The 22,531-nt window shown below is 72.7% G+C and carries 20 protein-coding genes; 5 read left to right on the forward strand and 15 right to left on the reverse strand.

Annotated features, from left to right (window positions below; genetic code table 11):
- Positions 1-4: 4 nt before the first annotated feature.
- Both DI272_RS20550 and DI272_RS20555 read right to left on the reverse strand, forming a co-directional pair.
- The gene (locus DI272_RS20550; RefSeq protein WP_109496779.1) at positions 5-958 is read right to left on the reverse strand and encodes an alpha/beta fold hydrolase; all 954 of its coding nucleotides are present in this window, start codon (positions 956-958) and stop codon (positions 5-7) included.
- 578 nt (positions 959-1,536) lie between these two features.
- Positions 1,537-2,229 (reverse strand): metal-dependent transcriptional regulator, encoded by a 693-nt coding sequence (locus DI272_RS20555; protein ID WP_109496780.1) that lies wholly within the window; start codon positions 2,227-2,229, stop codon positions 1,537-1,539.
- A gap of 239 nt (positions 2,230-2,468) precedes the next feature.
- Between DI272_RS20555 and DI272_RS20560 the strand changes: the two genes are divergently transcribed.
- Complete coding sequence (locus tag DI272_RS20560) at positions 2,469-3,224, forward strand: SIS domain-containing protein (RefSeq protein ID WP_109496781.1); 756 nt, start codon at positions 2,469-2,471, stop codon at positions 3,222-3,224.
- 22 nt (positions 3,225-3,246) lie between these two features.
- On the opposite strand, the gene DI272_RS20565 is transcribed toward DI272_RS20560, so the two are convergent.
- From DI272_RS20565 to DI272_RS20575, 3 genes are all read right to left on the reverse strand, one after another.
- Entirely contained in the window at positions 3,247-4,653 is a 1,407-nt protein-coding gene (locus tag DI272_RS20565; RefSeq protein ID WP_109500943.1) for a PAS domain-containing protein, read from the reverse strand.
- 153 nt (positions 4,654-4,806) lie between these two features.
- Entirely contained in the window at positions 4,807-5,247 is a 441-nt protein-coding gene (locus DI272_RS20570; protein WP_109496782.1) for a GNAT family N-acetyltransferase, read from the reverse strand.
- A 7-nt stretch (positions 5,248-5,254) separates the two neighbouring features.
- The gene (locus tag DI272_RS20575) at positions 5,255-5,653 is read right to left on the reverse strand and encodes a RidA family protein (RefSeq protein WP_109496783.1); all 399 of its coding nucleotides are present in this window, start codon (positions 5,651-5,653) and stop codon (positions 5,255-5,257) included.
- A 78-nt stretch (positions 5,654-5,731) separates the two neighbouring features.
- On the opposite strand from DI272_RS20575, the gene DI272_RS20580 reads away from it, so the two are divergent.
- On the forward strand, positions 5,732-6,616 hold the full coding sequence (locus tag DI272_RS20580; protein ID WP_109496784.1) for a LysR family transcriptional regulator: 885 nt from the start codon (positions 5,732-5,734) through the stop codon (positions 6,614-6,616).
- Here DI272_RS20580 and DI272_RS20585 read toward each other — a convergent pair.
- A complete protein-coding gene (locus DI272_RS20585) occupies positions 6,600-7,673 on the reverse strand; it encodes a LysR family transcriptional regulator (RefSeq protein ID WP_109496785.1) in 1,074 nt (357 codons plus the stop codon). The two genes, DI272_RS20580 and DI272_RS20585, sit on opposite strands and share 17 nt — an antisense overlap.
- Before the next feature lie 126 nt (positions 7,674-7,799).
- Between DI272_RS20585 and DI272_RS20590 the strand changes: the two genes are divergently transcribed.
- Together DI272_RS20590 and DI272_RS20595 are read left to right on the forward strand one after the other, a co-directional pair.
- Positions 7,800-8,711 (forward strand): SDR family oxidoreductase, encoded by a 912-nt coding sequence (locus DI272_RS20590; RefSeq protein WP_109496786.1) that lies wholly within the window; start codon positions 7,800-7,802, stop codon positions 8,709-8,711.
- A gap of 555 nt (positions 8,712-9,266) precedes the next feature.
- Positions 9,267-10,295 carry an isopenicillin N synthase family oxygenase gene (locus DI272_RS20595; protein WP_109496787.1) on the forward strand — a complete coding sequence of 343 codons (1,029 nt, stop codon included), beginning with the start codon at positions 9,267-9,269 and terminating at the stop codon, positions 10,293-10,295.
- An 80-nt stretch (positions 10,296-10,375) separates the two neighbouring features.
- On the opposite strand, the gene DI272_RS20600 is transcribed toward DI272_RS20595, so the two are convergent.
- The gene (locus DI272_RS20600) at positions 10,376-11,503 is read right to left on the reverse strand and encodes a citrate synthase 2 (protein WP_109496788.1); all 1,128 of its coding nucleotides are present in this window, start codon (positions 11,501-11,503) and stop codon (positions 10,376-10,378) included.
- Positions 11,504-11,782: 279 nt separating this feature from the next.
- Here DI272_RS20600 and pdxH point away from each other — a divergent pair, with 279 nt between their 5' ends.
- The gene (gene pdxH, locus DI272_RS20605; RefSeq protein WP_109500944.1) at positions 11,783-12,412 is read left to right on the forward strand and encodes a pyridoxamine 5'-phosphate oxidase; all 630 of its coding nucleotides are present in this window, start codon (positions 11,783-11,785) and stop codon (positions 12,410-12,412) included.
- Here the strand turns inward: pdxH and DI272_RS20610 are convergent.
- The 8 genes from DI272_RS20610 to DI272_RS20645 are packed head-to-tail and all read right to left on the reverse strand — an operon-like array spanning position 12,402 to position 22,437.
- Complete coding sequence (locus DI272_RS20610; RefSeq protein WP_181387259.1) at positions 12,402-13,046, reverse strand: TetR/AcrR family transcriptional regulator; 645 nt, start codon at positions 13,044-13,046, stop codon at positions 12,402-12,404. The two genes, pdxH and DI272_RS20610, sit on opposite strands and share 11 nt — an antisense overlap.
- Positions 13,034-13,768, reverse strand: a complete 735-nt coding sequence (locus tag DI272_RS20615) for an enoyl-CoA hydratase family protein (RefSeq protein ID WP_109496789.1) — start codon at positions 13,766-13,768, stop codon at positions 13,034-13,036. The genes DI272_RS20610 and DI272_RS20615 overlap by 13 nt, the downstream gene beginning before the upstream one ends.
- Positions 13,765-15,333, reverse strand: a complete 1,569-nt coding sequence (locus tag DI272_RS20620) for a 4-coumarate--CoA ligase family protein (RefSeq protein ID WP_109496790.1) — start codon at positions 15,331-15,333, stop codon at positions 13,765-13,767. Before DI272_RS20620 ends, DI272_RS20615 begins: the two co-directional genes overlap by 4 nt.
- 29 nt (positions 15,334-15,362) lie before the next feature.
- Complete coding sequence (locus DI272_RS20625; RefSeq protein ID WP_109496791.1) at positions 15,363-16,502, reverse strand: acyl-CoA dehydrogenase family protein; 1,140 nt, start codon at positions 16,500-16,502, stop codon at positions 15,363-15,365.
- A complete protein-coding gene (locus DI272_RS20630) occupies positions 16,499-18,343 on the reverse strand; it encodes a biotin carboxylase N-terminal domain-containing protein (RefSeq protein ID WP_109496792.1) in 1,845 nt (614 codons plus the stop codon). The genes DI272_RS20625 and DI272_RS20630 overlap by 4 nt, the downstream gene beginning before the upstream one ends.
- A gap of 19 nt (positions 18,344-18,362) precedes the next feature.
- Positions 18,363-19,961, reverse strand: coding sequence for an acyl-CoA carboxylase subunit beta (locus DI272_RS20635; protein ID WP_109496793.1), 1,599 nt, complete (start codon positions 19,959-19,961; stop codon positions 18,363-18,365).
- The gene (locus tag DI272_RS20640) at positions 19,958-21,646 is read right to left on the reverse strand and encodes an acyclic terpene utilization AtuA family protein (RefSeq protein WP_109496794.1); all 1,689 of its coding nucleotides are present in this window, start codon (positions 21,644-21,646) and stop codon (positions 19,958-19,960) included. Before DI272_RS20640 ends, DI272_RS20635 begins: the two co-directional genes overlap by 4 nt.
- Positions 21,643-22,437 carry a TIGR03084 family metal-binding protein gene (locus DI272_RS20645; protein WP_109496795.1) on the reverse strand — a complete coding sequence of 265 codons (795 nt, stop codon included), beginning with the start codon at positions 22,435-22,437 and terminating at the stop codon, positions 21,643-21,645. The genes DI272_RS20640 and DI272_RS20645 overlap by 4 nt, the downstream gene beginning before the upstream one ends.
- Between the last annotated feature and the right edge of the window lie 94 nt (positions 22,438-22,531).

The raw sequence follows: 22,531 nt of genomic DNA on the forward strand, positions 1-22,531 counted from the left end.
ATCCCTACGTCGCGTCCGGCCCCGTGAGCCGGTCGAGGAACGGCTTGATGGCCGCCCGCCACGCCTCCGGCTGGTCGTAGTGCACCAGGTGTCCGGCGTCGGCCACCTCCGCGTACTCCCCCCGTGGCAGCACCCGGACCATCTCCTGGGCCTCCGCCCGCCCGAGCTCGCCGTCGAGGCCGCGGACGACCAGGGCGGGGCACTGGACCTGGGCGAGCTCCTCCCAGTGCGCGTCGAAGACCCAGGTCTCCCGGGACTTCAGCATCTGCTCGGGTTCGAAGACGGGCCGCCAGCCGTCCGGTGACTCGGCCATCACCTCGGCGTAGAACTCGCCGCGGGCGGGGTTCGGGCGCTCGACCCAGGGATCGTCCTCGCCGAACCACTTCCGTACGTCGGCCAGGGTGGCGAAGGGGAGGGGCCAGGACTTGAACCAGTCGGCCCACTCCCGCTGCGAGGCCGCTCCGAGGGCGGAGGCCCGCATGTCGCAGATGATCACGCCCGAGACCAGGTCGGGCCGTTTCGCGGCGAGCTGCCACGCGGTCAGGGCGCCCATGGCGTGGCCGATGAGGACGGCCGGGCCGAGGCCGAGCTGTTCAAGGGCCGCTTCGGCGTCCTCGACGTAGGCCTCGCGTGTGAAGGCGGCCTGCGGGGGCTTGTCGCTGCGGCCGTGGCCGCGCTGGTCGAGGGCGACGGCCCGGTGGCGCTCGGACAGCCAGCGGGCGGTGGCTGCCCAGTGGGAGGCGCGGCCCATGAGGCCGTGCAATAACAGCACGCCGGGTGAGCGGTCGAGGGCTCCCTGGACGGTCCGCTGCCCGGCCCGTCGGCCGGCCGTGCCGCCTTGCTCCCGTACGCCGTGCTCGGTCGGCCCCGCCGCCGGGTCGGGCTTGGGAGGGTCGCCGAACTCCCAGGCGGCAAGGCGTACGCCGCCCGCCCCGGTCACGTCGATGCGCCGCGCCATTGGTCCTGGCACCCCCCTAGCTCCGCTCGGACCGGTTGCTCCCGCTCAGCCGGCCGGTCCTGTGAACCATGTCTGCCTTGCCCTGCCTGACGTGCTCGCTGTCGCGCCGCCGCCTCTCCCTGAAGCGCACGTTCCGCCCGGCGTGTCACCCGAAGGGTATCGAATGCCTATTCGAAAACGCGTCCTCCGCCGCCAACACCCCTCATTCGAGTGACCTCACTCAAGGATTGATCGTCGCTGCCGAGGGGAGATCTTCAGCGGGAGGCGGACCGCTCGGGGAAATCGGTCCGAGGGGAATGACCCTGAGAGCTCGGGGCTCCGGGTCAGCACAGGGGAGGACAGGCCCCGGCGCCACAGGGCGCCGGGGCCCTCCACCCGTCTGCGGCACATCATCCCGGCCCCCTCAGGTCATATGCCTCACGCGACAGCCTTGCACGCGGGGCGCCGGAGCGCTGCGATTCGACGCACTGAATCTTCGAATCGGCTCACCCTCGACCCCGCGGCGGCAAGATCCCCAGGTCGCCACAACTGACCCTTCAGACACGGCAGTTGGCCGCCGAAGGGGAAGGTTCCGCCGGTCAGCGCTTGGCGACGAACACGTGCGAGGCGACGTCCGCCTCCAGCTCGGCGGCCTCGCCGCCGCTGCCCACCAGCACCCCGCCGGCCGACTCCGTCACGCTCACCACCGAGCCGGGCTGCACCCCCGCGCGGCGCAGCGTGTACATCAGCTGCGCGTCGGTCTGGATGGGCTCGCCGATGCGGCGCACCACGACCGTCTTGCCGTCGACGCCCGGGTCCAGGTCGGCCAGCGACACCATGCCCTCGTCGAGGAAGGGGTCGGCGCCGTCCTTCTCGCCGAGCTCCTCCAGGCCGGGGATGGGGTTGCCGTACGGCGACTCGGTGGGGTGGCGCAGCAGCTCCAGGACGCGGCGCTCGACGGCCTCGCTCATCACGTGCTCCCAGCGGCAGGCCTCGGCGTGGACCTGCTCCCACTCCAGGCCGATCACGTCCACGAGCAGGCACTCGGCGAGGCGGTGCTTGCGCATCACGCGCGTCGCCAGCCGGCGGCCCTCGTCGGTGAGCTCCAGATGCCGGTCGCTCGCCACGGAGACCAGGCCGTCCCGCTCCATCCGCGCCACCGTCTGGGAGACGGTCGGCCCGCTCTGGTCGAGCCGCTCGGCGATCCGGGCGCGCATGGGGACCACACCTTCCTCCTCCAGCTCGAGGATGGTGCGGAGATACATCTCCGTGGTGTCGATCAGTCCGGACATTCGTGCCCCTCGATTAGCTCTGCCGGAAGCGCGACCACTCCGCGGCGCGTGCGCTGGCCCTGAGCCCAATTCTGACGCATAGCACTGACAACCGTGCCGCGCCGGTGAAACGAGCTGGTTTCGCGGACCGCCGCACCGCCGCGGGACGCCCCTCCGGGGGCGTGCGTACGGCCGTATTGACACCGCAGTGGTCCAGACCGCACGGTGATCCGCGACACAGCCATCCCGAAGGGGTTCGTATGAGCGACGGCACGCCCGCCGACCGGTTCCTCGACGCCGCCATCGGCCTGCTGCAACGGGTACGCGACGAGGAGGCCGAGGCCGTCGCCGCGGCCGGCACGCTCCTCGCCGACACCGTCGCCGCCGGCGGCCGGCTGTTCGCCTTCGGCGCCGGGCACTCCTCGCTCGCCGCGCAGGACGTCGTCTACCGGGCCGGCGGCCTCGCGCTGATGAACCTCCTCGTGGTGCCGGGCGCGGTCGGCGTCGACGTCATGCCGGCCACGCTCGGCTCCGCCCTGGAGCGCGTCGACGGCCTCGCGAGCGCCGCGCTCGACTGCTCGCCGCTGCGCGCGGGCGACGCCCTGGTGATCATCTCCCTCTCCGGCCGCAACGCGCTGCCGGTGGAGATGGCGATGAGCGCCCGCGCGCGGGGAGTGAAGGTCATCGGCGTGACGTCGGTGGCGTACGCCTCGGAGACGCGGTCCCGGCACAGCTCCGGCACGTACCTCAAGGACCACTGCGACGTCGTCCTCGACTCCAAGATCGCCATCGGGGACGCGGAACTCACCCTGGACACGGTCCCGGCCCCCTTCGCCCCCGCCTCCACGGTCGTGACCTCGGCCCTGATGCAGGCCATGGTGGCGACGGCGGCGACGTCCCTGGCCGAGCGGGGCGTGGAGCCACCGATGCTGAGGTCGGGGAACGTCGACGGCGGCCTGGAGTGGAACGAGCGGGTGTTCGAGGAGTACGGGGACCGGATCTTCTACCGGCGCTGACCGCCGGGGCCGGGGGTGCGGGTCACCCCCGCAGCGCCCCCGCCAGATCCAGCGCCGCCGCGATCCTCATCGCCACGTCCTCCGCGTACGCCGCGTCGGAGCGCTCGAACGAGCTCCGCCCGGCCCCCCGCAGAAACGTCACGGCCCCCAGCGTGCGCCCCCGGCTGCGCAGCACCGCGCACAGGGCGTGCACCGCGTCCTCGGGCCACTGCCGGGCCGTCGCCCACTCCCGGGCCCGTTCCGCCGGCACCGAACCCACGCTCGCCCGCACCGAACCGACCCGCTCCACGCACTGCAACGCCGGATGCCCCTCCGCGTACCGGACGGGCAGCCCGGCCTGCCCGGTCAGCAGGCTCGGTCCCGGCGCCCCGGAGGGGGTCGCGGCGACCCGCACCAGGCGCACCGGCACGTCCGAGTCCCCGTCGGCCAGCGCGCCGTCCCCCGCCACCCGGTCGATCAGCGCGTGGTCGGCGAAGCCGGCGAGGGCGAAGTCCAGATGGACCGTGGCCGCCTCGGCCGGGTCCTCGCACTCGGCGGCGGCACGGGCCGCGCGGTGCAGCTGGTTGCCGCGGAAGCGCAGCAAGGACGCCTCCTGCTCGGCCAGCTTGGCCGTGGTGATGTCGTTGAACAGCCAGCCCACGCCCAGCGGCACCGGCTCCTCCGCCAGCGGCGAGGCCAGCCGCACGAACCCGCACCGCCAGCACCGCCGCTGCTCGCCCTCGGGCGTGCGCACGCTGACCCAGATCTCGGCCGGAGCGGGCGGCGCGCCCTCCGCCAGCACATGCGTCAGCGCGCTCTCCAGCTCCTCCACGCCCTGCGCGAGCAGCTCACCCAGCGGTCGCCCCAGCACGGACGTACGGCCGATGCCCAGCGCCCGCGCCGCGTGCGCGTTCACCACCGCCGGCCGCAGATCCGCGTCCACCAGCACGACACCCCAGCTGGCGTCCTCGAACAGCGCCTCGCTCAGCGCGATCGACCGCTCCAGGTCGATCTGCGCGTGCACCTCGCTGAAGGCGCAGTACACCCCGGCGGGCTTGCCGTCCGGACCGCGTACGGCCGCCGACTGCGTCCGTACGAGGACCCGGCCGCCGTCCTTGGTCAGCAGCGCGAACTCGTGCACCTGCCGCCCCGGGGCCCGCATCGCGGACAGCAGCCGCCCCTCGACCTCCTCGGCGTCGGCCTCGCGCACGGCCCACCCGGCGAAGCCGTGCCGCCCCACCGCCTCGGCGGCGGTCCAGCCCAGAATCCGCTCGGCCTCGCGGTTCCAGTGCGTGACGACGCCGTCCGCGTCGAAGGCGCACAGCGCCGCGTCCATGCCGTCGAGCAGGGCGGCGAGCAGATCCGCGCCGTCCCGCTCGGGCTGGTCGGGCTGCTCGGGCTCGTCCGGCCCCAGCTCGTCGGTGGTCCCACTACGCCTGGAAGCACTCACCCGGACCCCCTGCAGGCTGCGTCCGTACGTACGGCACGTCGGTTCGCTCACTTGCAATCATCTAACTGGAACGTGACGCAGCACACACCGAGTTCCCACAAGTTGGGGGAATCGTTGTACGCCGCTCCTGTATCGGCGTGTGGCCGGCATCTTTCAGGCCAGCCGGAGATCGACCCACAGGTCGCTCTCGCCGTCGAGCACATACCGCTCGACCTCGACGAAGCCCCGTCTCCCGGCGAAGCGCAGACCGTCCTCGTTGACGGCCAGCACACAGGTCTCGATCGTCCTCGCGCCCAGCCCGCGCGCGTGGGCGAGCCCGTTCTCGTACAGCGCCGTCCCGTAGCCCCGCCGCCGGTACTCGGGCAGCACGCGCGCGATGACGGTCGCCACCGCGTCCTCGCCCTCGGGCGGGCGCACGGTCGAGCAGCCGACGAGCACGTCACCGACGTACGCGTTCTCCAGCCGGTAGCGCGTGCTGCGCTCCCGCACGGCGTCAAGGCCCAGCGGGTCGGCCGGGACGATCGCGTTGTGGACGTACCGCCACTGTTCGAGCATCGCGTCGCCGCGGGCCGGCTCCATCCGCAGGTCGGACATACGAAGATCAGACACGTCCTCCACTTCCCCGCCGCGCGTACACCTCAATCTCGATCTTCATACGAGGATCGGCAAGACCGCACATCAGCATCGTCGCCGCGGGCCGCACCTGCCCGAACGCCCGCCGCAGCACCGGCCAGCACGGCTCGAAGTCCGCGCGGTCGGGCAGGAGGTAGCGCACCCGGACGACGTCCTCGAACCCGCTCCCGGCCTCCGCCAGGGCCGCCTCGATGTTCCGCAGGCACTGCTCGGCCTGCTCGACCACGTCGTCGGAGAGGGTCATGGTCGTGTAGTCGTAGCCGGTCGTCCCCGAGACGTGCACCCAGTCACCGTCGACCACGGCGCGGGCGTACCCGATCTGCTCCTCGAACACCGAACCGCTGAGAATCGCGCGTCGCTTCGTCATGCGCGGAACGGTAGGTGAGCTGGGACTATACGTCTAATAGGGGGTGATTGATGAAGTGATATCCATGGGGATATGGAAATGGACCGGCGACCGGAACTCCCCCTCCCCCAGCTCCACGCCTTCGTCGTCCTCGCCGAGGAACTGCACTTCGGTCGGGCCGCCGCACGGCTCGGCATCGCCCAGCCGCCGCTGAGCCAGCAGATCCGGCGGCTGGAGGACAAGGTCGGCGCGCCCCTCTTCGTACGGCCGCCGGGACCCGTCGCCCTCACCCCCGCCGGACGGGAGCTCCTGCCCGCCGCCCGGCAGGCCCTCGCCACCCTCACCGACGGCCTCGCGGCGGCCCGCGCGGCGGCGGCCGGCCGGACCGGCAGCCTGCACCTCGGCTTCGCCGCCTCCCTCGCCCTGACCCTGCTGCCCGGGCTGCTGCGCGCGTACGTCGACCGGTATCCGCAAGTCCGGCTGGACATCCGGGAGATGACCAGCGCACCCCAGCTGACCGCCCTGCGCGAGGGCACCCTCGACGTCGGCCTCGTCCGCGAACCCCCGCCCGCCGACCCGGACCTGTCCTTCCGTACGGTCCTGACCGAGCCGCTCATGGCGGTGCTGCCGCGCGCCCATCCCCTGGCGGCACAACGCGCGGTGGATCCCGCCCAGTTGGCCCGGTCGCCCTTCGTGCTGCTCCCCCGGGAGGCCGGCCCCGGTCTCCACGACCGCATCACCGCCCTGTGCGCCCCGCGCATCGCCCAGCACGCCACCGAGTGGCAGACCGTCTGCGCCCTCGTCGAGGCCGGCCTCGGGGTCTCGATCGCACCGGCGAGCACCCGCCGCATCCGGCTCAAGGACGTCGCCTTCCGGCCCCTCGCCGGGACGGACGCGCGGACCGTGGTCGCGGTGGCCTGGCGCCGGGACGACGACAGCCCGCTCGTGGCGAATCTCCTGGAGACGATCACGCGTCCGGGGTGAGGTGCTCCTTCGCCGCCTTGCGGAACGCCGTCACCAGGCGGCTGCGGTCGTCCGCGCGGGTGGCCACCACGACATGGCTCGGCTCGACGCCGGTCAGCGGGACCATGGTCAGGTCGGGCCGCAGGATCCTGCCGACGGACTGCGCGGCCACGGCCAACGACTCGCCGGAGGCCACGAGTTCGAACTTGTCCTCGACCGCCTCGATGAGCGGCCCGTCCGGTGCCGGACGCCCGTCCGGACGCGGCTCGAACCGCCAGAACGCGCTGCGCACCGGGTCCGCCGTGCGGGGCAGCGGCTCGTCTGCGATGTCGTCGAGGGTGACGGACTCCTTGCCGGCCAGCCGATGGTCGAGGGGCACGATCAGCACGCGCGGCTCGTCGTAGAGGACCGTCACCCGCAGCCGCTCGGTGCGGAACGGCAGCCGGGTCACCACCGCGTCCACCCGGCGGTCGAGCAGGGCGTGGTGCACGTCGTCCCAGCTCAGATGGGTGGCCTGCACCTCGGCGTCCGGGTGCCGGTGCCGTACCGCCCGTACCGCCGGGGTGACGATGATGCCCGAGGTGTAGCCGACCGTGATCCGGTGGGGCTGCGCGGCGGCACGCGCGCGTACGGCCGCCTGCGCCGCCGCCCGCAGCAGCGCCTCGGCCTCCGGCAGGAAGGCCTCCCCCGCCTCGGTCAGCCGCGTGCCCTGCGGCGTCCGGTCCAGCAGACGCGCCCCCAGCTCCCGCTCCAGCCGCTGCACCTGACGGCTCAGCGACGGCTGGGTGATGTGCAGGGCGGTGGCGGCACGGCCGAAGTGCCGGTGCTCGGCGACGACGGTGAAGTACCGCACGAGCCGGAGATCGAGGTCCACGGGAATCGGCTGGGCGGGCTGGGTGGGTTGGGCCGGCTGGGTCGCCTGCGTGGGCCGGATCGGCTGCGTCGGCCAGGAGGGCTGGACCGGCTGGCGTGGCTGTGCGCGGGGCGCGGGCTGGACCGCCTGGGTGGGCTGGACCGGCTGCGTCGGCCGGGTGGACTGGACCGGCCGGGTGGGATGGATCGGCTGGGAGTCGGCCATCCAGTGAGTCTAGCTGCGGTGATGCCCAGATCGCATTGCCGTATACGAAACAGGCTTTGGACGCGGGGCACTTCCGGTCCGGAGGCTGGAGGCATCGCGAATCCCCTTTTCCTGGAGGTCATCGGCATGCGTGTGTTCGTCACCGGCGCCAGCGGTTTCGTCGGTTCCGCCGTCGTCCGTGAACTCATCGGCGCGGGACACGAGGTCCTCGGCCTGGCCCGCTCCGACCGCTCCGCGGCGGCACTGCGGGCGGCCGGGGCGCAGGTGCACCGGGGTGACCTGGACGACCTGGACAGCCTGCGCCGCGGCGCGGACGCGGCGGACGGGGTCATCCACACCGCCTTCAAGCACGACTTCTCGAACATCGCCGCCTCGGGCGTGATCGACCTGCACGCCATCGAGGCGATGGGCGCGGTACTCGAAGGCACCGGCAAGCCCTTCGTGACGACCTCGGCGTTCCTGGTCGAGCCCGGCATCCTCGCCACCGAGGAGGACCCGGCCCACCCGGACTCCGTGGCCCCCTTCCGCGTCCCCTCCGAGGAGGCCACCCTCGCCCTCGCCGACCACGGCGTCCGCGCCTCGGTCGTCCGGCTGCCGCCGTCCGTGCACGGTCCCGAGGACGGCGCCTTCGTACCCAAGCTCATCGACACGGCCCGCGAGAAGGGCGTCTCCGCGATGATCGACGAGGGCACCAACCACTGGCCGGCCGTCCACCGCCTGGACGCGGCCCGCCTCTACCGCCTCGCCCTGGAGGAGGCTGCCGCGGGCACCCGCGTCCACGCCGTCGACGACGAGGGCGTACCCCTGCACGACATCGCGACCGAGATCGGCCGCGGCCTGGGCGTGCCGGTGGTGCGGATACCCCGGGCCGAGGCCGCCGCCCACTTCGGCTGGATCGCCCACTTCGCCGCCCTGGACCTCCGCGCGTCCAGCGCCCTGACCCGCCGGCGCCTGGGCTGGAAGCCGGAGCAGCCGGGACTGCTCGCGGACCTGGCGGAGGGACACTACTTCGCGGCGGGGCGCAGGAGCGTCCTCTGAGCACCGCAGGATCACCGGCGACCGCGAGATCCTCTCCGCCTGCCGCGGCTCGCCTCCCTCTCCCTTTCCGAAAAAGCGGTTGATCGGGCGCCGACGGTTTCTTAGGCTGCTGCTACTTCGGAAGGGAGGTGGTTCGGCAGATGTATTCATACCGGACGGAAGAGGTGGCTGCGGGCTAGCGGCCCGTCACCACATTCAGTGCGGTGCCGGACCCGTGCGCGACAGACGCGTGCAGCCGGCCCAATCCCAAGCAGTCACCCGACCCGTGAGCTCGCCGGTACGTCCGGCCGGCTCCCCCGCTTCGGCGGAGGGAACCCGAGCTCGCGGGTCGTCTGCGTATCCAGGGGTCCGGTGGAAGATGTGCGGGAGTGATCTGCGACACCCGCGTCTTCTGCGGCGCGCAGTACCCTGACCGCATGCTTTCGCTCGTTCGACGCCGCCACGTGGACTACGTCCGCGTCACGAGCATGGGCTGTCGACGCTCGGTCTGAGCCTCCGGTCCCCGTGCAGCCGATCCGCTGCCGCTTTCCCTTTCTCACCCTTGCGGACACACCCATGACCGACGTGTCGACGAATCCGTCGTACCAGCAGCTTCCGATCATCGATCTCTCCGCCGCCGACCGCGGCCCGCAGGCCCGTGCGCTGCTCCACGCCCAGTTGCACAGTGCCGCCCATGACGTGGGGTTCTTCCAGCTCGTCGGGCATGGGGTCCCGGCAGGTGAGGTCGACGCCCTGCTCTCCGCCATGCGGAGGTTCTTCGCCCTGCCCGAGGCCGAGCGGCTCGCTCTCGACAATGTGCGCTCGCCGCATTTCCGGGGGTACACCCGGACCGGCGACGAGCGGACCGGGGGCAGCCGGGACTGGCGGGACCAGCTCGACATCGGGGCCGAACGGCCCGCCCGGGCACCCGGGGCCGGTGAGCCGGCCTACTGGTGGCTGGAGGGCCCGAACCAGTGGCCCGAGTCCCTGCCCGAGCTGCGTACCGCCGCACTCGCCTGGGTGGCGCGGCTCAGCTCGGTCGCCGAGCGGCTGCTGCACGAGCTGCTCGCCGCCATCGGGGCGCCGCCGGACTTCTACGACCCGGTCTTCGGGGAGCACGCCCATCCGCACCTCAAGCTCGTGCGGTACCCGGGGAGCGCCGGTGACGGCGCCGATCAGGGGGTCGGGGCGCACAAGGACTACGGGTTCCTGACGCTGCTGCTGCAGGACCAGGTCGGCGGGCTGCAGGTGCAGCGCGCGGACGGGCTCTTCCACGACGTGCCGCCGTTGGAGGGGGCCTTCGTCGTCAATCTCGGGGAGCTGCTGGAAGTGGCGACCAACGGGTATCTCATGGCCACCCGGCACCGGGTGGTCTCCCCGCCCGGCGCCACCGAGCGGTTCTCCGTGCCGTTCTTCTACAACCCGCGCCTGGACGCGCGGGTCGAGCCGCTGCCCTTCGCACACGCCGGCACCGCGCCGGGCGTCTCCGACGATCCCGCCAACCCGCTGTTCGCCGAGTACGGCTACAACGAGCTGAAGGGCAAGCTGCGGGCGCATCCGCTGGTGGCGGAACGGCATCACCGGCGCTTGCTGACTCCGGCTTAGTCGCGCCCCCCGGGGCGCGGGGAACCGCGCGACCGGCCACCGGCCGGTCCGCGGTCGCCCGCGCTCCTGGGGCACCCGCCTCAGTGGGCGGCGATCTCCCCGAATCCCTCGACGTCCCGCGGGCTCCGCGCCCCCGGGCCCACATAGCGAGCGGAGGGCCGCACCAGGCGCCCCGTCCGCTTCTGTTCCAGGATGTGCGCCGACCAACCGGCCGTGCGGGCGCAGGTGAACATCGACGTGAACATGTGCGCCGGAACCTCGGCGAAGTCGAGGACGATCGCCGCCCAGAACTCGACGTTGGTGGCCAGGACGCGGTCGGGGCGGCGGGCGTGGAGTTCCGCCAGGGCCGCCTTCTCCAGGGCCTCGGCGACCTCGAAGCGCGGGGCGCCCAGCTCGCGGGCCGTGCGGCGCAGGACGCGCGCGCGGGGGTCCTCGGCCCGGTAGACGCGGTGGCCGAAGCCCATCAGGCGCTCGCCCTTGTCCAGGGCCTGCTTGACGTACGCCTCGGCGTCGCCCGTGCGCTCGATCTCCTCGATCATGTACAGGACTCGGGAGGGGGCGCCGCCGTGCAGCGGGCCGGACATGGCTCCCACGGCGCCGGACAGCGCCGCCGCCACGTCCGCGCCCGTCGAGGCAATCACGCGCGCGGTGAACGTGGACGCGTTCATGCCGTGCTCGGCGGCAGAGGTCCAGTAGGCGTCGACCGCCGCCACGTGCTTGGGGTCGGGTTCGCCGCGCCAGCGGATCATGAAGCGTTCGACGACGGACTGGGCCTTGTCGATCTCGCGCTGCGGGACCATGGGGCGGCCCTGGCCGCGGGCGGACTGGGCGACGTAGGACAGGGCCATGACGGCGGCGCGGGCGAGGTCCTCGCGGGCCTGGGCCTCGTCGATGTCGAGGAGGGGTTTCAGGCCCCAGACGGGGGCCAGCATCGCCAGCGCCGACTGGACGTCCACGCGGATGTCGCCGGAGTGGACCGGGATCGGGAAGGGCTCGGCGGGCGGCAGGCCGGGGCGGAAGGCGCCGTCGACGAGCAGGCCCCAGACGTTGCCGAACGAGACATGACCGACGAGGTCCTCGATGTCGACGCCGCGGTACCGGAGGGCGCCGCCCTCCTTGTCCGGTTCGGCGATCTCCGTCTCGAATGCGACGACTCCTTCGAGGCCGGGTACGAAGGAGGGGTCAAAGCCGTGGTCGAGGTCGGACATCAGGCGGCTCCTCATGATGTGTGCGCGGATGACGCCGACGGATCCACGGCCCGTGCGGAGGCTCGCGGTCCTGGGCGGTCACCCCTGTGATGCCCCGTTCGGTCGGCGGTCACCCCACGGGGTGGCATCTGCACCATATCCCCGAGTGCCAGCCTTGGGCAGATTTTGCGGCACTCAGTGCCACCTTCCGTGGGGTGGCGTTCGATACGGCAAGATGACCACGTGACCGACGCACACGCCGTCTCCCATGGCCCCGACGCCGCCCTCGACCCCGCCTCGATGCGCAAGCAGTACCGGGCCGAGGGGCTCTCCGAGGGCGAGCTGGCCGCCACCCCGGTGGAGCAGTTCGCGCGCTGGTTCAAGCAGGCCGCGACGGAGGCCCATCTGTTCGAACCGAACGCCATGGTCGTGTCGACGGCCGATGCGGAGGGGCGGCCGAGTTCGCGGACGGTGCTGCTGAAGCAGTTCGACGAGCAGGGGTTCGTCTTCTACACCAACTACGGCTCCCGCAAGGCCCGTGACCTCGCCGAGAACCCCTACGTCTCGCTTCTCTTCCCCTGGCATCCGATGGCCCGCCAGGTGATCGTCACCGGCGTCGCGCGCCGCACCGGGCGGGACGAGACCGCCGCGTACTTCCGTACCCGGCCGCACGGCTCACAGCTGGGGGCGTGGGCCAGCGAGCAGTCCGCGGTGATCGGCACCCGGGCCGAGCTGGAGGCGTCGTACGCCGAGCTGGCGGGCCGCTATCCGGAGGGCGAGCAGGTGCCGGTGCCGCCGCACTGGGGCGGCTTCAGGGTGGCTCCGCAGACGGTGGAGTTCTGGCAGGGGCGGGAGAACCGGCTGCACGACCGGCTGCGGTACGTGGCGGAGACGGACGGGAGCTGGCGGGTGGAGCGGCTCAGTCCCTGAGGGCCGCCTCCACCAGTGCCGTCCATTGCGCGACCACCTTCTCCCGGCGGCCCTTGTCGTCCGTGAGCAGGTTGGCCAGGCCCAGGCCCCGGGCCATGTCCAGCAGGCCCTGGACGGTCTCGCGCACCCCCGGACGGGACTCGTCGGCGTCCAGCAGGTCGACCGCGATGCGGTGGGTCTCGCGGCCGACGCGGGCTTCCAGCTCCGTCACCTGGGGGCGGAGCTGCTCCTCGTTGGACGCGGCGACCCACAGGTGGAGGGCCGCCCGGAAGAGCGGTCCGGTGTAGAGGTCGACGAGGGCCGACACGACCGCTGTGCGGTCACCGGCCGCGCCCTCGGGGAACAGGGCGCGGATCGCGCCGGAGCGCTCCTCGGCGACGTACTCCACGGCCGCGGTGAACAGGTCCTCGCGGGTCGGGAAGTGGTGCTGGGCGGCGCCCCGGGAGACGCCCGCGCGTTCGGCGACGACCGAGACCGTGGAGCCCGCCCAGCCGCGTTCGGCGAGGCAGGCCACGGCGGCTTCCAGGAGCCGCTGCCGGGTGGCCCGGCTGCGGTCCTGCTTGGGGGTGCGTTCCTGGGTGCGTTCCTGGGGGGAACGGTCCATACGGTCGCCGACCGTGCTCACAGCGCCCATGTGGGGTCCCGTCGTTCTAGGAAGGCCGTCATGCCCTCGCGGGCCTGCGCGGAGGCGAACAGGCGGGCCGAGAGCGCGGTGAGGTCGGCCGCGTCCCGGTCGAAGGCTTCCAGAACCCTAACCGTGAGCAGTTGTTTCGTCTCCGCCAGGGCTTCGGGGGCGGCTTTGCGCAGTCCTTCCAGGATGGGTTCGAGTACGGCGTCCACGTCGTCGCCCGCCGCCGTGAGCAGGCCGATGCGGGCGGCCTCGGCGGCGTCGAAGCGCTCGCCGGTGAGGTAGTAGCGGGCGAGGGCGCGCGGGTCGGTGCGCGGGAGGAGGGGGAGGGAGATGACCGCGGGGGCGACCCCGATCCGGACCTCCGTGAACGCGAACGTCGACGTCGTGGACGCCGCCCCGATGTCGCAGGCGGCGAGCAGGCCGAGGCCGCCCGCGCGGACGTGGCCGGTGACGCGGGCCAGAACCGGCTTGTGCACGGCCACGATCCGGCGGAGCAGGGCCACCAGCGCGTCGGGGTGGGGCGGGTCCTTGAGGTCGGCGCCCGCGCTGAAGGTGTTGCCGGTGTGGGTGAGGACGACGGCGCGGACGTCGGCGTCCTTGGCGCAGTCGGTCAGCGCGTCCGCCAGCTCCCCCACCAGGGCGGCCGACAGGGCGTTGCGGTTGTGCGGGGAGTCGAGGGTGAGGGTCTCGACGCCCCGCGCGCGGGTGCGGTCGACGAGGGTCATGCGAGCTCCCGGAGCCGACGTCGCAGGATCTTGCCGGAGGCGGCCCGCGGGACGTCGTCGATGAAGGTGACCTGGCGGACGCGTTTGTAGGGGGCGACGCGTTCGGCGACGTACATCAGGACCTCTCCTTCGGAGAGGTCGGCGGCGGTGGGCTGGCGGACGACGTAGGCGTGCGGGACCTCGGTGCCCTCGTCGTTGTAGGCGCCGATGACGGCGGCGTCGGCGATGCCCGGGTGGGTGAGCAGCAGGGCCTCCAGCTCGGCGGGGGCGACCTGGAAGCCCTTGTACTTGATGAGCTCCTTGACGCGGTCGACGACGAACAGCCAGCCGTCGGCGTCGACATGGCCGACGTCGCCGGTGTGCAGCCAGCCGTCGGGGTCGATCATCGCGGCGGTGGCGTCGGGGCGGCCCAGGTAGCCCTTCATGACCTGGGGGCCGCGGATGAGGATCTCGCCGGCCTCGCCGACGCCGAGGTCCTTGGCGGGGTCGTCGAGGGAGACGATGCGCATCTCGGTGCCGGCGATGAGCTTGCCGACGGTTCCGGCGGGGGCCTCGCGCATGGCGTCCAGGGGGACGACGTGGGTGCCCGGCGACAGCTCGGTCATGCCGTACGCCTGGCCGACCGGCGGCAGGTTCAGGCGCCGCGAGCAGGCGTCGGCGAGCTGGGCGTCGAGGGGGGCGGCGGCGCTGAGGACGTGCCGCAGGGACGACAGGTCGTACTGCGCGACCAGGGGGTGCTTGGCGAGGGCGAGGACGATCGGCGGGGCCACGAACAGGTCGGTGATGCGGTGGTTCTGGATGGCCGCGAGGTAGGTCTCCAGGTCGAAGCGGGGCAGGACGACGACGGTGGCGCCCTTCCGGAGCGGTGCGTTCATCAGCGCGGTCAGGCCGTAGATGTGGAAGAAGGGCAGGACGGCGAGGATGCGGTCGCCCGGTTTCGCCGGGATCAGCGGTTCCAGCTGGGCGAGGTTGGTGGCGATCTGGGTGTGCGTGAGCATCACGCCTTTGGGCAGACCGGTGGTGCCGGAGGAGTACGGCAGGGCCGCCACGTCCTCGACCGGGTCGATGTCGACCTGCGGTTCGGGGGCCGTCGTGCCCAGCATGTCGAGGAGCGAGCGGTGTCCGGGGGCGCTGTCGCAGACGAAGATCTCCTGGACGCCGCCGGAGAGTTCGGCCGCCCTGCGGGCCGTGCCGAGCAGCGGGGAGACGGTGACGATCCAGCGGGCCGACGAGTCGGTGAGCTGTTTGGCGAACTCCTCCGCCGTGGCGAGGGGGTGCACGGTGGTGACGGAGGCGCCCGCGCGGGTGGCCGCGTAGAACGCCGTGGGGAAGGCGATGGTGTTCGGGCTGTGCAGGGCGAGCACGTCCCCCTTGCGCACCCCCGCCTCGGCGAGCCCGGCGGCCACGCGCCGGTGGAAGGCGTCCAGTTGGGCGTAGGTGAGGGTGGTGCCTTCGGTGCCGTCGATCAGGGCGGGGGTGTCGCCGAACTCGGCGGCCCGGCCCAGCACGGCCTCGTGGATGGGGAGTTCGACGGGCGGGACGTCTGCGTACTCGCTGCGGAACATGGTTCCTCCTCGCACAACGCTGTGCCGGGTCAGTACGACTTGGGCAGGCCCAGGGTCTGGTGGGAGACGTAGTTGAGAATCATCTCCCGGCTCACCGGGGCGATACGAGCCACGCGCGCGGCGGTTATCAGCGAGGCGAGCCCGAACTCGCGCGTGAGGCCGTTGCCGCCGAGGGTGTGCACGGCCTGGTCCACCGCCTTGACGCAGGCCTCCGCGGCTGCGTACTTGGCCATGTTCGCCGCCTCGCCCGCGCCGATGTCGTCTCCGGCGTCGTAGAGGTGGGCGGCCTTCTGCATCATCAGGCGGGCCAGTTCGAGGTCGATGTGCGCCTGGGCGAGGGGGTGGGCGATGGCCTGGTGGGCGCCGATGGGGGTGTTCCAGACGGTGCGGTCGCGGGCGTAGGCGACGGCCTTCGTGAGCGCGTGGCGCCCCATGCCGATCGCGAACGCGGCGGTCATGATGCGTTCGGGGTTGAGGCCGGCGAAGAGCTGGAGGAGGCCCGCGTCCTCGTCGCCGACGAGGGCGTCCGCGGGGAGCCGTACGTCGTCGAGGGTCAGCTCGAACTGCTTCTCCGCGGCGTGGAGTTCCATGTCGATCTGCCGGCGTCCGAAGCCCTCGGTGTCCCTGGGGACGATGAAGAGGCAGGGCTTGAGGCGGCCGGTGCGGGCGTCTTCGGTGCGGCCGACGATGAGGGTGGCGTCGGCGATGTCGACGCCGGAGACGAAGACCTTGCGGCCGGTGAGGAGCCAGTCCCCGGTGTCGGGATCGCGGCGGGCCGTGGTGGTGATGCGGTGGGAGTTGGAACCGGCGTCGGGTTCGGTGATGCCGAAGGCCATGGTCCGGGTGCCGTCGGCCAGGGCGGGGAGCCACTCCCGCTTCTGGTCCTGGGTGCCGAAGCGGGCGATGACGGTGCCGCAGATGGCCGGGGAGACGACCATCATGAGCAAGGGGCAGCCGGCGGCGCCGAGTTCCTCCAGGACGATGGAGAGCTCGGAGATGCCGCCGCCTCCGCCGCCGTACTCCTCGGGGAGGTTGACGCCGAGGTAGCCGAGTTTGGCGGCCTCGGCCCACAGGGCCTCCCGGTCGAATCCCCGGCCGTGGCGTTTGCCCAGCTGGACGACGGCGGCGCGCAGGGCGGCGTGTTCCTCTGACTCCAGGGTGAAGCTCACTGGTCCTCCTCTACGACGGCGAGCAGCGCACCGACGGCGACCTGAGCGCCGACGACGGCATGCAGAACGCTGAGCGTCCCCGCGACCGGGGCCGAAATGCGGTGTTGCATCTTCATCGCTTCGAGCCAGACGATCGGTTCGCCGGCCTCGACCTTCGCCCCCGCCGCCAGGCCGTCGGCGATCTTGACCACCGTTCCCGGCATGGGGGCCAGCAGGGAGCCGGGTGCGTGCTGTGTCCTGGGGTCGGGGAAGCGCGGCAGGGCCTTCAGCGCGGTCGGGCCGACGTACACCTCGTCGCCGTGCCTCGACACCTCGAACCTGCGCCGCACCCCGTCCGCTTCGAGGACGACGAGACCTGCGTCGGCGTGCACCACCCGCGTCCCGTCCACGGTCTCCAGGCCCTCGCGCGTGTGCCGGTAGCGGACCTCGATCTCCTCCCCCGCCAGCTCGTACCGCTTCACCTGCGGCTGGGACGGGACGTTGCGCCAGCCGCCGAAGCGGGAGCGGCCGTGGGCGTCGGCGAGGGCGGCGGCCAGCGGGGCGTACGGGTCGGGGGGTGCGGACGTCAACGACGTCAGGTGGCGGTCGTAGAACGCCGTGTCCATGGCCGCGGTCGTGAACTCCTCGTGGCGCAGGGAGTCGACCAGCAGGGACCTGTTGGTCGTGGGGCCGTGGATCGTGGCCCTTTCCAGCGCGCCCGCCAGCCTGCGGATCGCCTGCGCGCGGGTGGGGGCGTGGGCGACGGCCTTGGCGAGCATGGGGTCGTAGTGGACGCCGATCTCGTCGCCGTCCTCGTAGCCGGTGTCCAGGCGGACGCCGGGGACCGCGAGGCGGTGCAGGGTGCCGGTCTGGGGGGCCCAGTCGCGGGCCGGGTCCTCGGCGTAGAGGCGGGCCTCGACGGCGTGGCCACGCGCGTGGGGTGGTGACCCGGCGAGCGGCTGTCCCTCCGCGACGGCGATCTGGAGGGCCACCAGGTCCACGCCGAACACCGCCTCCGTCACCGGGTGCTCGACCTGGAGGCGGGTGTTCATCTCCAGGAAGTGCGCCTTGTCGCCGGCGACGAGGAACTCGACGGTGCCCGCGCCCACGTAGGAGACGGCGCGTGCGGCGCGTACCGCCAGCGTGCGCAGCTCTTCTTCGAGCCCCTGGGAGAGCCCGGGCGCCGGCGCCTCCTCGATGACCTTCTGGTGGCGGCGCTGGAGGGAGCAGTCGCGGGTGCCGAGGGTCCAGACCGTGCCGTGGGTGTCGGCGAGGACCTGCACCTCGACGTGGCGGCCGTTCTCGATGTAGGGCTCGACGAACACCTCGCCGTCCCCGAAGGCGCTCGCGGCCTCGGCGCGCGCGCCCTCCAGGGCGGCGCTCAGCTCTTCCAGGCGGCGCACGATCCGCATTCCGCGCCCCCCGCCGCCCGCCGCCGCCTTCACGAGCACCGGCAGGTCGGCCGCGCTCACCTCCCCCAGCGGTTCGAGCCCCATCAGCTCCTTCGCGCGCGTCTTGGACGCCATCGCCTCGATCGCCTCCGGGGGCGGGCCGATCCACACCAGACCCGCGTCCAGGACGGCACGCGCGAAGTCGGCGTTCTCGGAGAGGAAGCCGTAGCCGGGGTGCACGGCGTCCGCGCCGGCGGCGACGGCGGCCTTCACGATCAGGTCGCCGCGCAGATACGTCTCGGCGGGCGCGGCCCCCGGGAGACGTACCGCCGTGTCGGCCACGCGCGTGTGGAGGGCGTTCGCGTCGGCGTCCGAATGCACGGCGACCGTTCGGATTCCCAACTCGCCGCAGGTGCGGAAGATCCGGCAGGCGATCTCGCCCCGGTTGGCGACAAGGACAGAAGTGATCATGGAAGTCACGGGAGGTCCCTCACATCCGGAAGACGCCGAAGCCGCCGCGCGCACCCTCGTACGGCGCCGTGTGGATGGCCGACAGGCACATGCCGAGGACCGTGCGGGTGTCGCGCGGGTCGATGACGCCGTCGTCGTAGAGACGGCCGGACAGGAACATCGGCAGCGACTCGGACTCGATCTGCTGCTCCACCATGGCCCGCAGGGCCGCGTCCGCCTCGTCGTCGTAGGGCTGCCCCTTGGCCGCCGCGGACTGCCGGGCCACGATCGAGAGCACGCCCGCCAGCTGCTGCGGGCCCATCACGGCCGACTTGGCGCTGGGCCAGGCGAAGAGGAAGCGCGGGTCGTAGGCCCGGCCGCACATGCCGTAGTGGCCGGCCCCGTAGGAGGCGCCCATGAGCACCGACAGATGGGGCACCCTGCTGTTGCTCACGGCGTTGATCATCATCGCGCCGTGCTTGATGATGCCGCCCTGCTCGTACTCCTTGCCGACCATGTAGCCGGTGGTGTTGTGGAGGAAGAGCAGGGGGATGTCGCGCTGGTTGGCCAGCTGGATGAACTGGGCGGCCTTCTGGGACTCCGCGCTGAACAGGACGCCTTGGGCGTTGGCCAGGATGCCGACCGGATAGCCGTGCAGGGCCGCCCAGCCGGTCGTCAGGCTGGTGCCGTAGAGCGGTTTGAACTCGTCGAAGTCGGAGGCGTCGACGATCCGGGCGATGACCTCGCGCGGATCGAAGGGGATCTTCAGATCGCCGGGGACGATGCCGAGGAGTTCCTCGGCCGCGTACTTGGGCGGCTCGGCGAGGGGCGGGTCGGCGTACGCCTTGCGGTGGTTGAGGCGGGCGACCACGCGGCGCGCCTGGCGCAGGGCGTCCTGCTCGTCGACCGCGAAGTAGTCCGCGAGGCCGGACACGCGCGCGTGCATCTCCGCGCCGCCCAGCGACTCGTCGTCGCTCTCCTCGCCGGTGGCCATCTTCACCAGCGGCGGACCGCCGAGGAACACCTTGGCGCGCTCCTTGACCATGATCACGTGGTCGGACATGCCGGGGACGTAGGCCCCGCCGGCCGTGGAGTTGCCGAAGACGACCGCGACCGTGGGGATTCCGGCGGCCGACAGCCGGGTCAGGTCCCGGAAGATCGCCCCGCCGGGGATGAAGATCTCCTTCTGGGACGGCAGATCGGCGCCTCCGGACTCCACCAGGCTGATGCAGGGCAGCCGGTTGGCGAGGGCGATGTCGTTGGCGCGCAGGGCCTTCTTCAGCGACCAGGGGTTGCTGGCGCCGCCGCGCACGGTCGGGTCGTTGGCGGTGATCAGGCACTCCACGCCCTCGACGACCCCGATCCCGGTGACGAGGGAGGCCCCGACCGTGTAGTCGCTGCCCCAGGCGGCCAGCGGGGACAGTTCCAGGAAGGGCGTGTCGGGGTCGAGGAGCAGCTCGATGCGCTCGCGGGCGAGCAGCTTGCCGCGCTTGCGGTGCCGTTGGACGTACTTCTCACCGCCGCCCGCCAGCGCCTTGGCGTGCTCGGCGGTCAGCTCGTCCAGCTTGGCGAGCATCGCCTCGCGGTGGGCGCGGTAGTCGGGGCCGGTGGTGTCCAGCGCCGACGGCAGGACGGTCACAGCAGAACCTCCGGGATGTCCACGTGGCGGGAGCGCAGCCATTCGCCGAGGGCCTTGGCCTGCGGGTCGAAGCGGTGCTGGGCGGCGACGCCCTCGCCGAGAATCCCCGCCACGACGAAGTTCAGGGCGCGAAGACCGGGGAGGTCGTGCCGGGTGACCGGCAGGTCGGCGGTCTCCGGCAGGAGTTCCCGCAGACGGTCGACGGTGAGGGTGTGCGCGAGCCACCGCCAGGCCGCGTCCGTGCGGGCCCAGACCCCGACGTTGGCGTTCCCGCCCTTGTCCCCGCTGCGGGCCCCCACGACCAGCCCGAGCGGGGCCCTGACCACGGACCCGCCGGCAAGCCGCTCCGGCAGGGACGGCAGCGGGGGCCGGGGCACTTCCTCCAGTACGGCGGTCTCCTGGGGCGGCGCCACGGTGACACGGCGCCCGTCGTGGAGGACGGCCACATGGTCCACGGCGCCATGGGGGACGTACACATCCTCGAAGACCCCATAAGGCGCGCCCTTTCCCGGGGGTGCGAGCACATGGAAACCGGGGTAGCTGGCGAGGGCGAGTTCGATGGCGGCGCCGCTGAGCGCCCGTCCGACCGTCGCCTGGTCGGGGTCCCGGACGACGAGCCGCAGCAGGGCGCTGGCGGTCTCCTCGGTGGCGGCGTCCACGCGGTCGGTGCGGACCAGCTCCCAGCGGCTGACGGCTGCTTTGGTGAGCGACGGCTCCATCTGCGCGCGCACCAGCGCGGCCTTCGCCTCGATGTCGAGGCCGGTCAGGACGAAGACGACCTCGTTGCGGAAGCCGCCGAGCCGGTTCAGGCCGACCTTGAGGGCGGGGGGCGGGGCCTCGCCGCGCACGCCGGAGATCCGGACGCGGTCGGGGCCGTCCGGGGTGAGGCGGACGGTGTCGAGGCGGGCGGTGACGTCGGGGCCCGCGTACCGGGCGCCCTGGGTCTCGTACAGGAGCTGCGCGGTGACCGTGCCGACGTCGACGAAGCCGCCGGTGCCGGGGTGTTTGGTGATGACGGCGGTGCCGTCCTCGTGGAGTTCGGCGAGCGGGAAGCCGGGGCGGCGGAGGTCGTGGCCGCCCTCGGTGAAGAAGGAGTAGTTGCCGCCGGTCGCCTGGGTGCCGCACTCCAGCACATGCCCGGCGACGACCGCCCCCGCGAGCCGGTCGTGGTCGCCCGGACCCCACCCGAAGTGCGCGGCGGCGGGCCCGGTGACCAGCGCCGCGTCCGTCACCCGCCCGGTCACCACCACGTCGGCGCCCGCGCGCAGGCACTCCGCGATGCCGAAGCCGCCGAGGTAGGCGTGGGCGGCGAGGCTGCCGGGGTGGGCGGCGGTCAGGTCGTCGCCCTCCACGTGGGCGACGCGGACGGGCAGGCCGAGGCGGTCGGCCAACTCCCTGACGCGCACGGCCAGTCCGGCGGGGTTGAGGCCGCCGGCGTTGGCGACGATCCGCACCCCTCGCTCCTGGGCGAGACCGAGGCACTCCTCCAACTGCCGCAGGAACGTGCGGGCATACCCGGCGCCGGGGTCCTTCAGCCGGTCGCGGCCGAGGATGAGCATGGTCAGTTCGGCGAGGTAGTCGCCGGTCAGGACGTCCAGTTCACCGCCGGTGAGCATCTCGCGCAGGGCGTCGAACCGGTCGCCGTAGAAGCCGGAGGCGTTGCCGATGCGCAGGGGTGGCGTCACGGGGTGCCTCCCCTGGGTGCGCGCCCGTCGCCGGGTGGGCCCGCGAAGGCCTGGGCGATGTCCAGCCAGCGATCGGCGTCCTCGCCCACGGCGGTCAGGGCGAGGTCGGCGCGGTGGGCGCGCTGGGTGGCCAGGAGGCAGAAGTCGAGGGCGGGGCCGGTGACGCGCTGGGCGGCGCTCTCGGGGCCGTAGGTCCACAACTCGCCCGAGGGCGAGCGGAGTTCGATACGGAACTCCTCGGCGGGCGGGGTCAGCCCGTGCGCGCCGAAGGCGAAGTCGCGGGCCCGTACGCCGATGCGGACCACGTGCCGGAGCCGGTCGGTGGGCGGGCGGACCACGCCGAGGGCGTCCGCCACGTCCTGGCCGTGGGCCCAGGTCTCCATCAGCCGGCCCGTGGCCATGGAGGCGGCCGACATCGGCGGGCCGTACCAAGGGAAACGGGTGCCGGGCGGGGCGGCGCGCAGGGCGGTGCCGAGCGCGGCGCGGCCCTTGCGCCACCGTGCCAGCAGCTCGCCGGGCGGCAGCGCGGCGCCCTCCTCGGCGCCTTCGTCGACGAACGTCCCCGGCGCCTTCAGGGCCGCCTCCACGAGCCCCTGGAAGGCGTCCGGGTCGGTCACGGCCAGCAGGGCCGAGTGGTCGGTCCAGGCGAGGTGGGCGATCTGGTGGGCGACGGTCCAGCGGGGGGCGGGGGTGGGGGTGTCCCAGCGTTCGGGGCTCAACTCGGCTACCAGCCGGTCGAGTTCCTCACTCTCCACGCGCAGGTCTTCGAACACGGGCGTCGGGTCGGCCATGGGGGGAGCATGGCAGCGGGCCCAGAAACAAGCAAGCGTGCTTGCATTGTTTTCTTCTGAGTACGGCTACTCATGCCACGGCACGGCGACACGG

Origin of the sequence: Streptomyces sp. Act143 (genome assembly GCF_003143935.1) — a bacterium.
Taxonomy (GTDB): domain Bacteria; phylum Actinomycetota; class Actinomycetes; order Streptomycetales; family Streptomycetaceae; genus Streptomyces.

What these genes read in the sequence shown, in the direction of transcription:
- DI272_RS20590 (WP_109496786.1), top strand. Translation starts at nt 7,800, where the DNA reads ATGCGTGTGTTCGTCACCGGCGCCAGCGGTTTCGTCGGTTCCGCCGTC.
- DI272_RS20620 (WP_109496790.1), bottom strand. Translation starts at nt 15,333, where the DNA reads ATGTTCCGCAGCGAGTACGCAGACGTCCCGCCCGTCGAACTCCCCATC.
- pdxH (WP_109500944.1), top strand. Translation starts at nt 11,783, where the DNA reads ATGCGCAAGCAGTACCGGGCCGAGGGGCTCTCCGAGGGCGAGCTGGCC.
- DI272_RS20585 (WP_109496785.1), bottom strand. Translation starts at nt 7,673, where the DNA reads ATGGCCGACTCCCAGCCGATCCATCCCACCCGGCCGGTCCAGTCCACC.
- DI272_RS20560 (WP_109496781.1), top strand. Translation starts at nt 2,469, where the DNA reads ATGAGCGACGGCACGCCCGCCGACCGGTTCCTCGACGCCGCCATCGGC.
- DI272_RS20630 (WP_109496792.1), bottom strand. Translation starts at nt 18,343, where the DNA reads ATGATCACTTCTGTCCTTGTCGCCAACCGGGGCGAGATCGCCTGCCGG.
- DI272_RS20580 (WP_109496784.1), top strand. Translation starts at nt 5,732, where the DNA reads ATGGACCGGCGACCGGAACTCCCCCTCCCCCAGCTCCACGCCTTCGTC.
- DI272_RS20600 (WP_109496788.1), bottom strand. Translation starts at nt 11,503, where the DNA reads ATGTCCGACCTCGACCACGGCTTTGACCCCTCCTTCGTACCCGGCCTC.
- DI272_RS20610 (WP_181387259.1), bottom strand. Translation starts at nt 13,046, where the DNA reads ATGGGCGCTGTGAGCACGGTCGGCGACCGTATGGACCGTTCCCCCCAG.
- DI272_RS20575 (WP_109496783.1), bottom strand. Translation starts at nt 5,653, where the DNA reads ATGACGAAGCGACGCGCGATTCTCAGCGGTTCGGTGTTCGAGGAGCAG.
- DI272_RS20615 (WP_109496789.1), bottom strand. Translation starts at nt 13,768, where the DNA reads ATGACCCTCGTCGACCGCACCCGCGCGCGGGGCGTCGAGACCCTCACC.
- DI272_RS20550 (WP_109496779.1), bottom strand. Translation starts at nt 958, where the DNA reads ATGGCGCGGCGCATCGACGTGACCGGGGCGGGCGGCGTACGCCTTGCC.
- DI272_RS20645 (WP_109496795.1), bottom strand. Translation starts at nt 22,437, where the DNA reads ATGGCCGACCCGACGCCCGTGTTCGAAGACCTGCGCGTGGAGAGTGAG.
- DI272_RS20595 (WP_109496787.1), top strand. Translation starts at nt 9,267, where the DNA reads ATGACCGACGTGTCGACGAATCCGTCGTACCAGCAGCTTCCGATCATC.
- DI272_RS20570 (WP_109496782.1), bottom strand. Translation starts at nt 5,247, where the DNA reads ATGTCCGACCTGCGGATGGAGCCGGCCCGCGGCGACGCGATGCTCGAA.
- DI272_RS20555 (WP_109496780.1), bottom strand. Translation starts at nt 2,229, where the DNA reads ATGTCCGGACTGATCGACACCACGGAGATGTATCTCCGCACCATCCTC.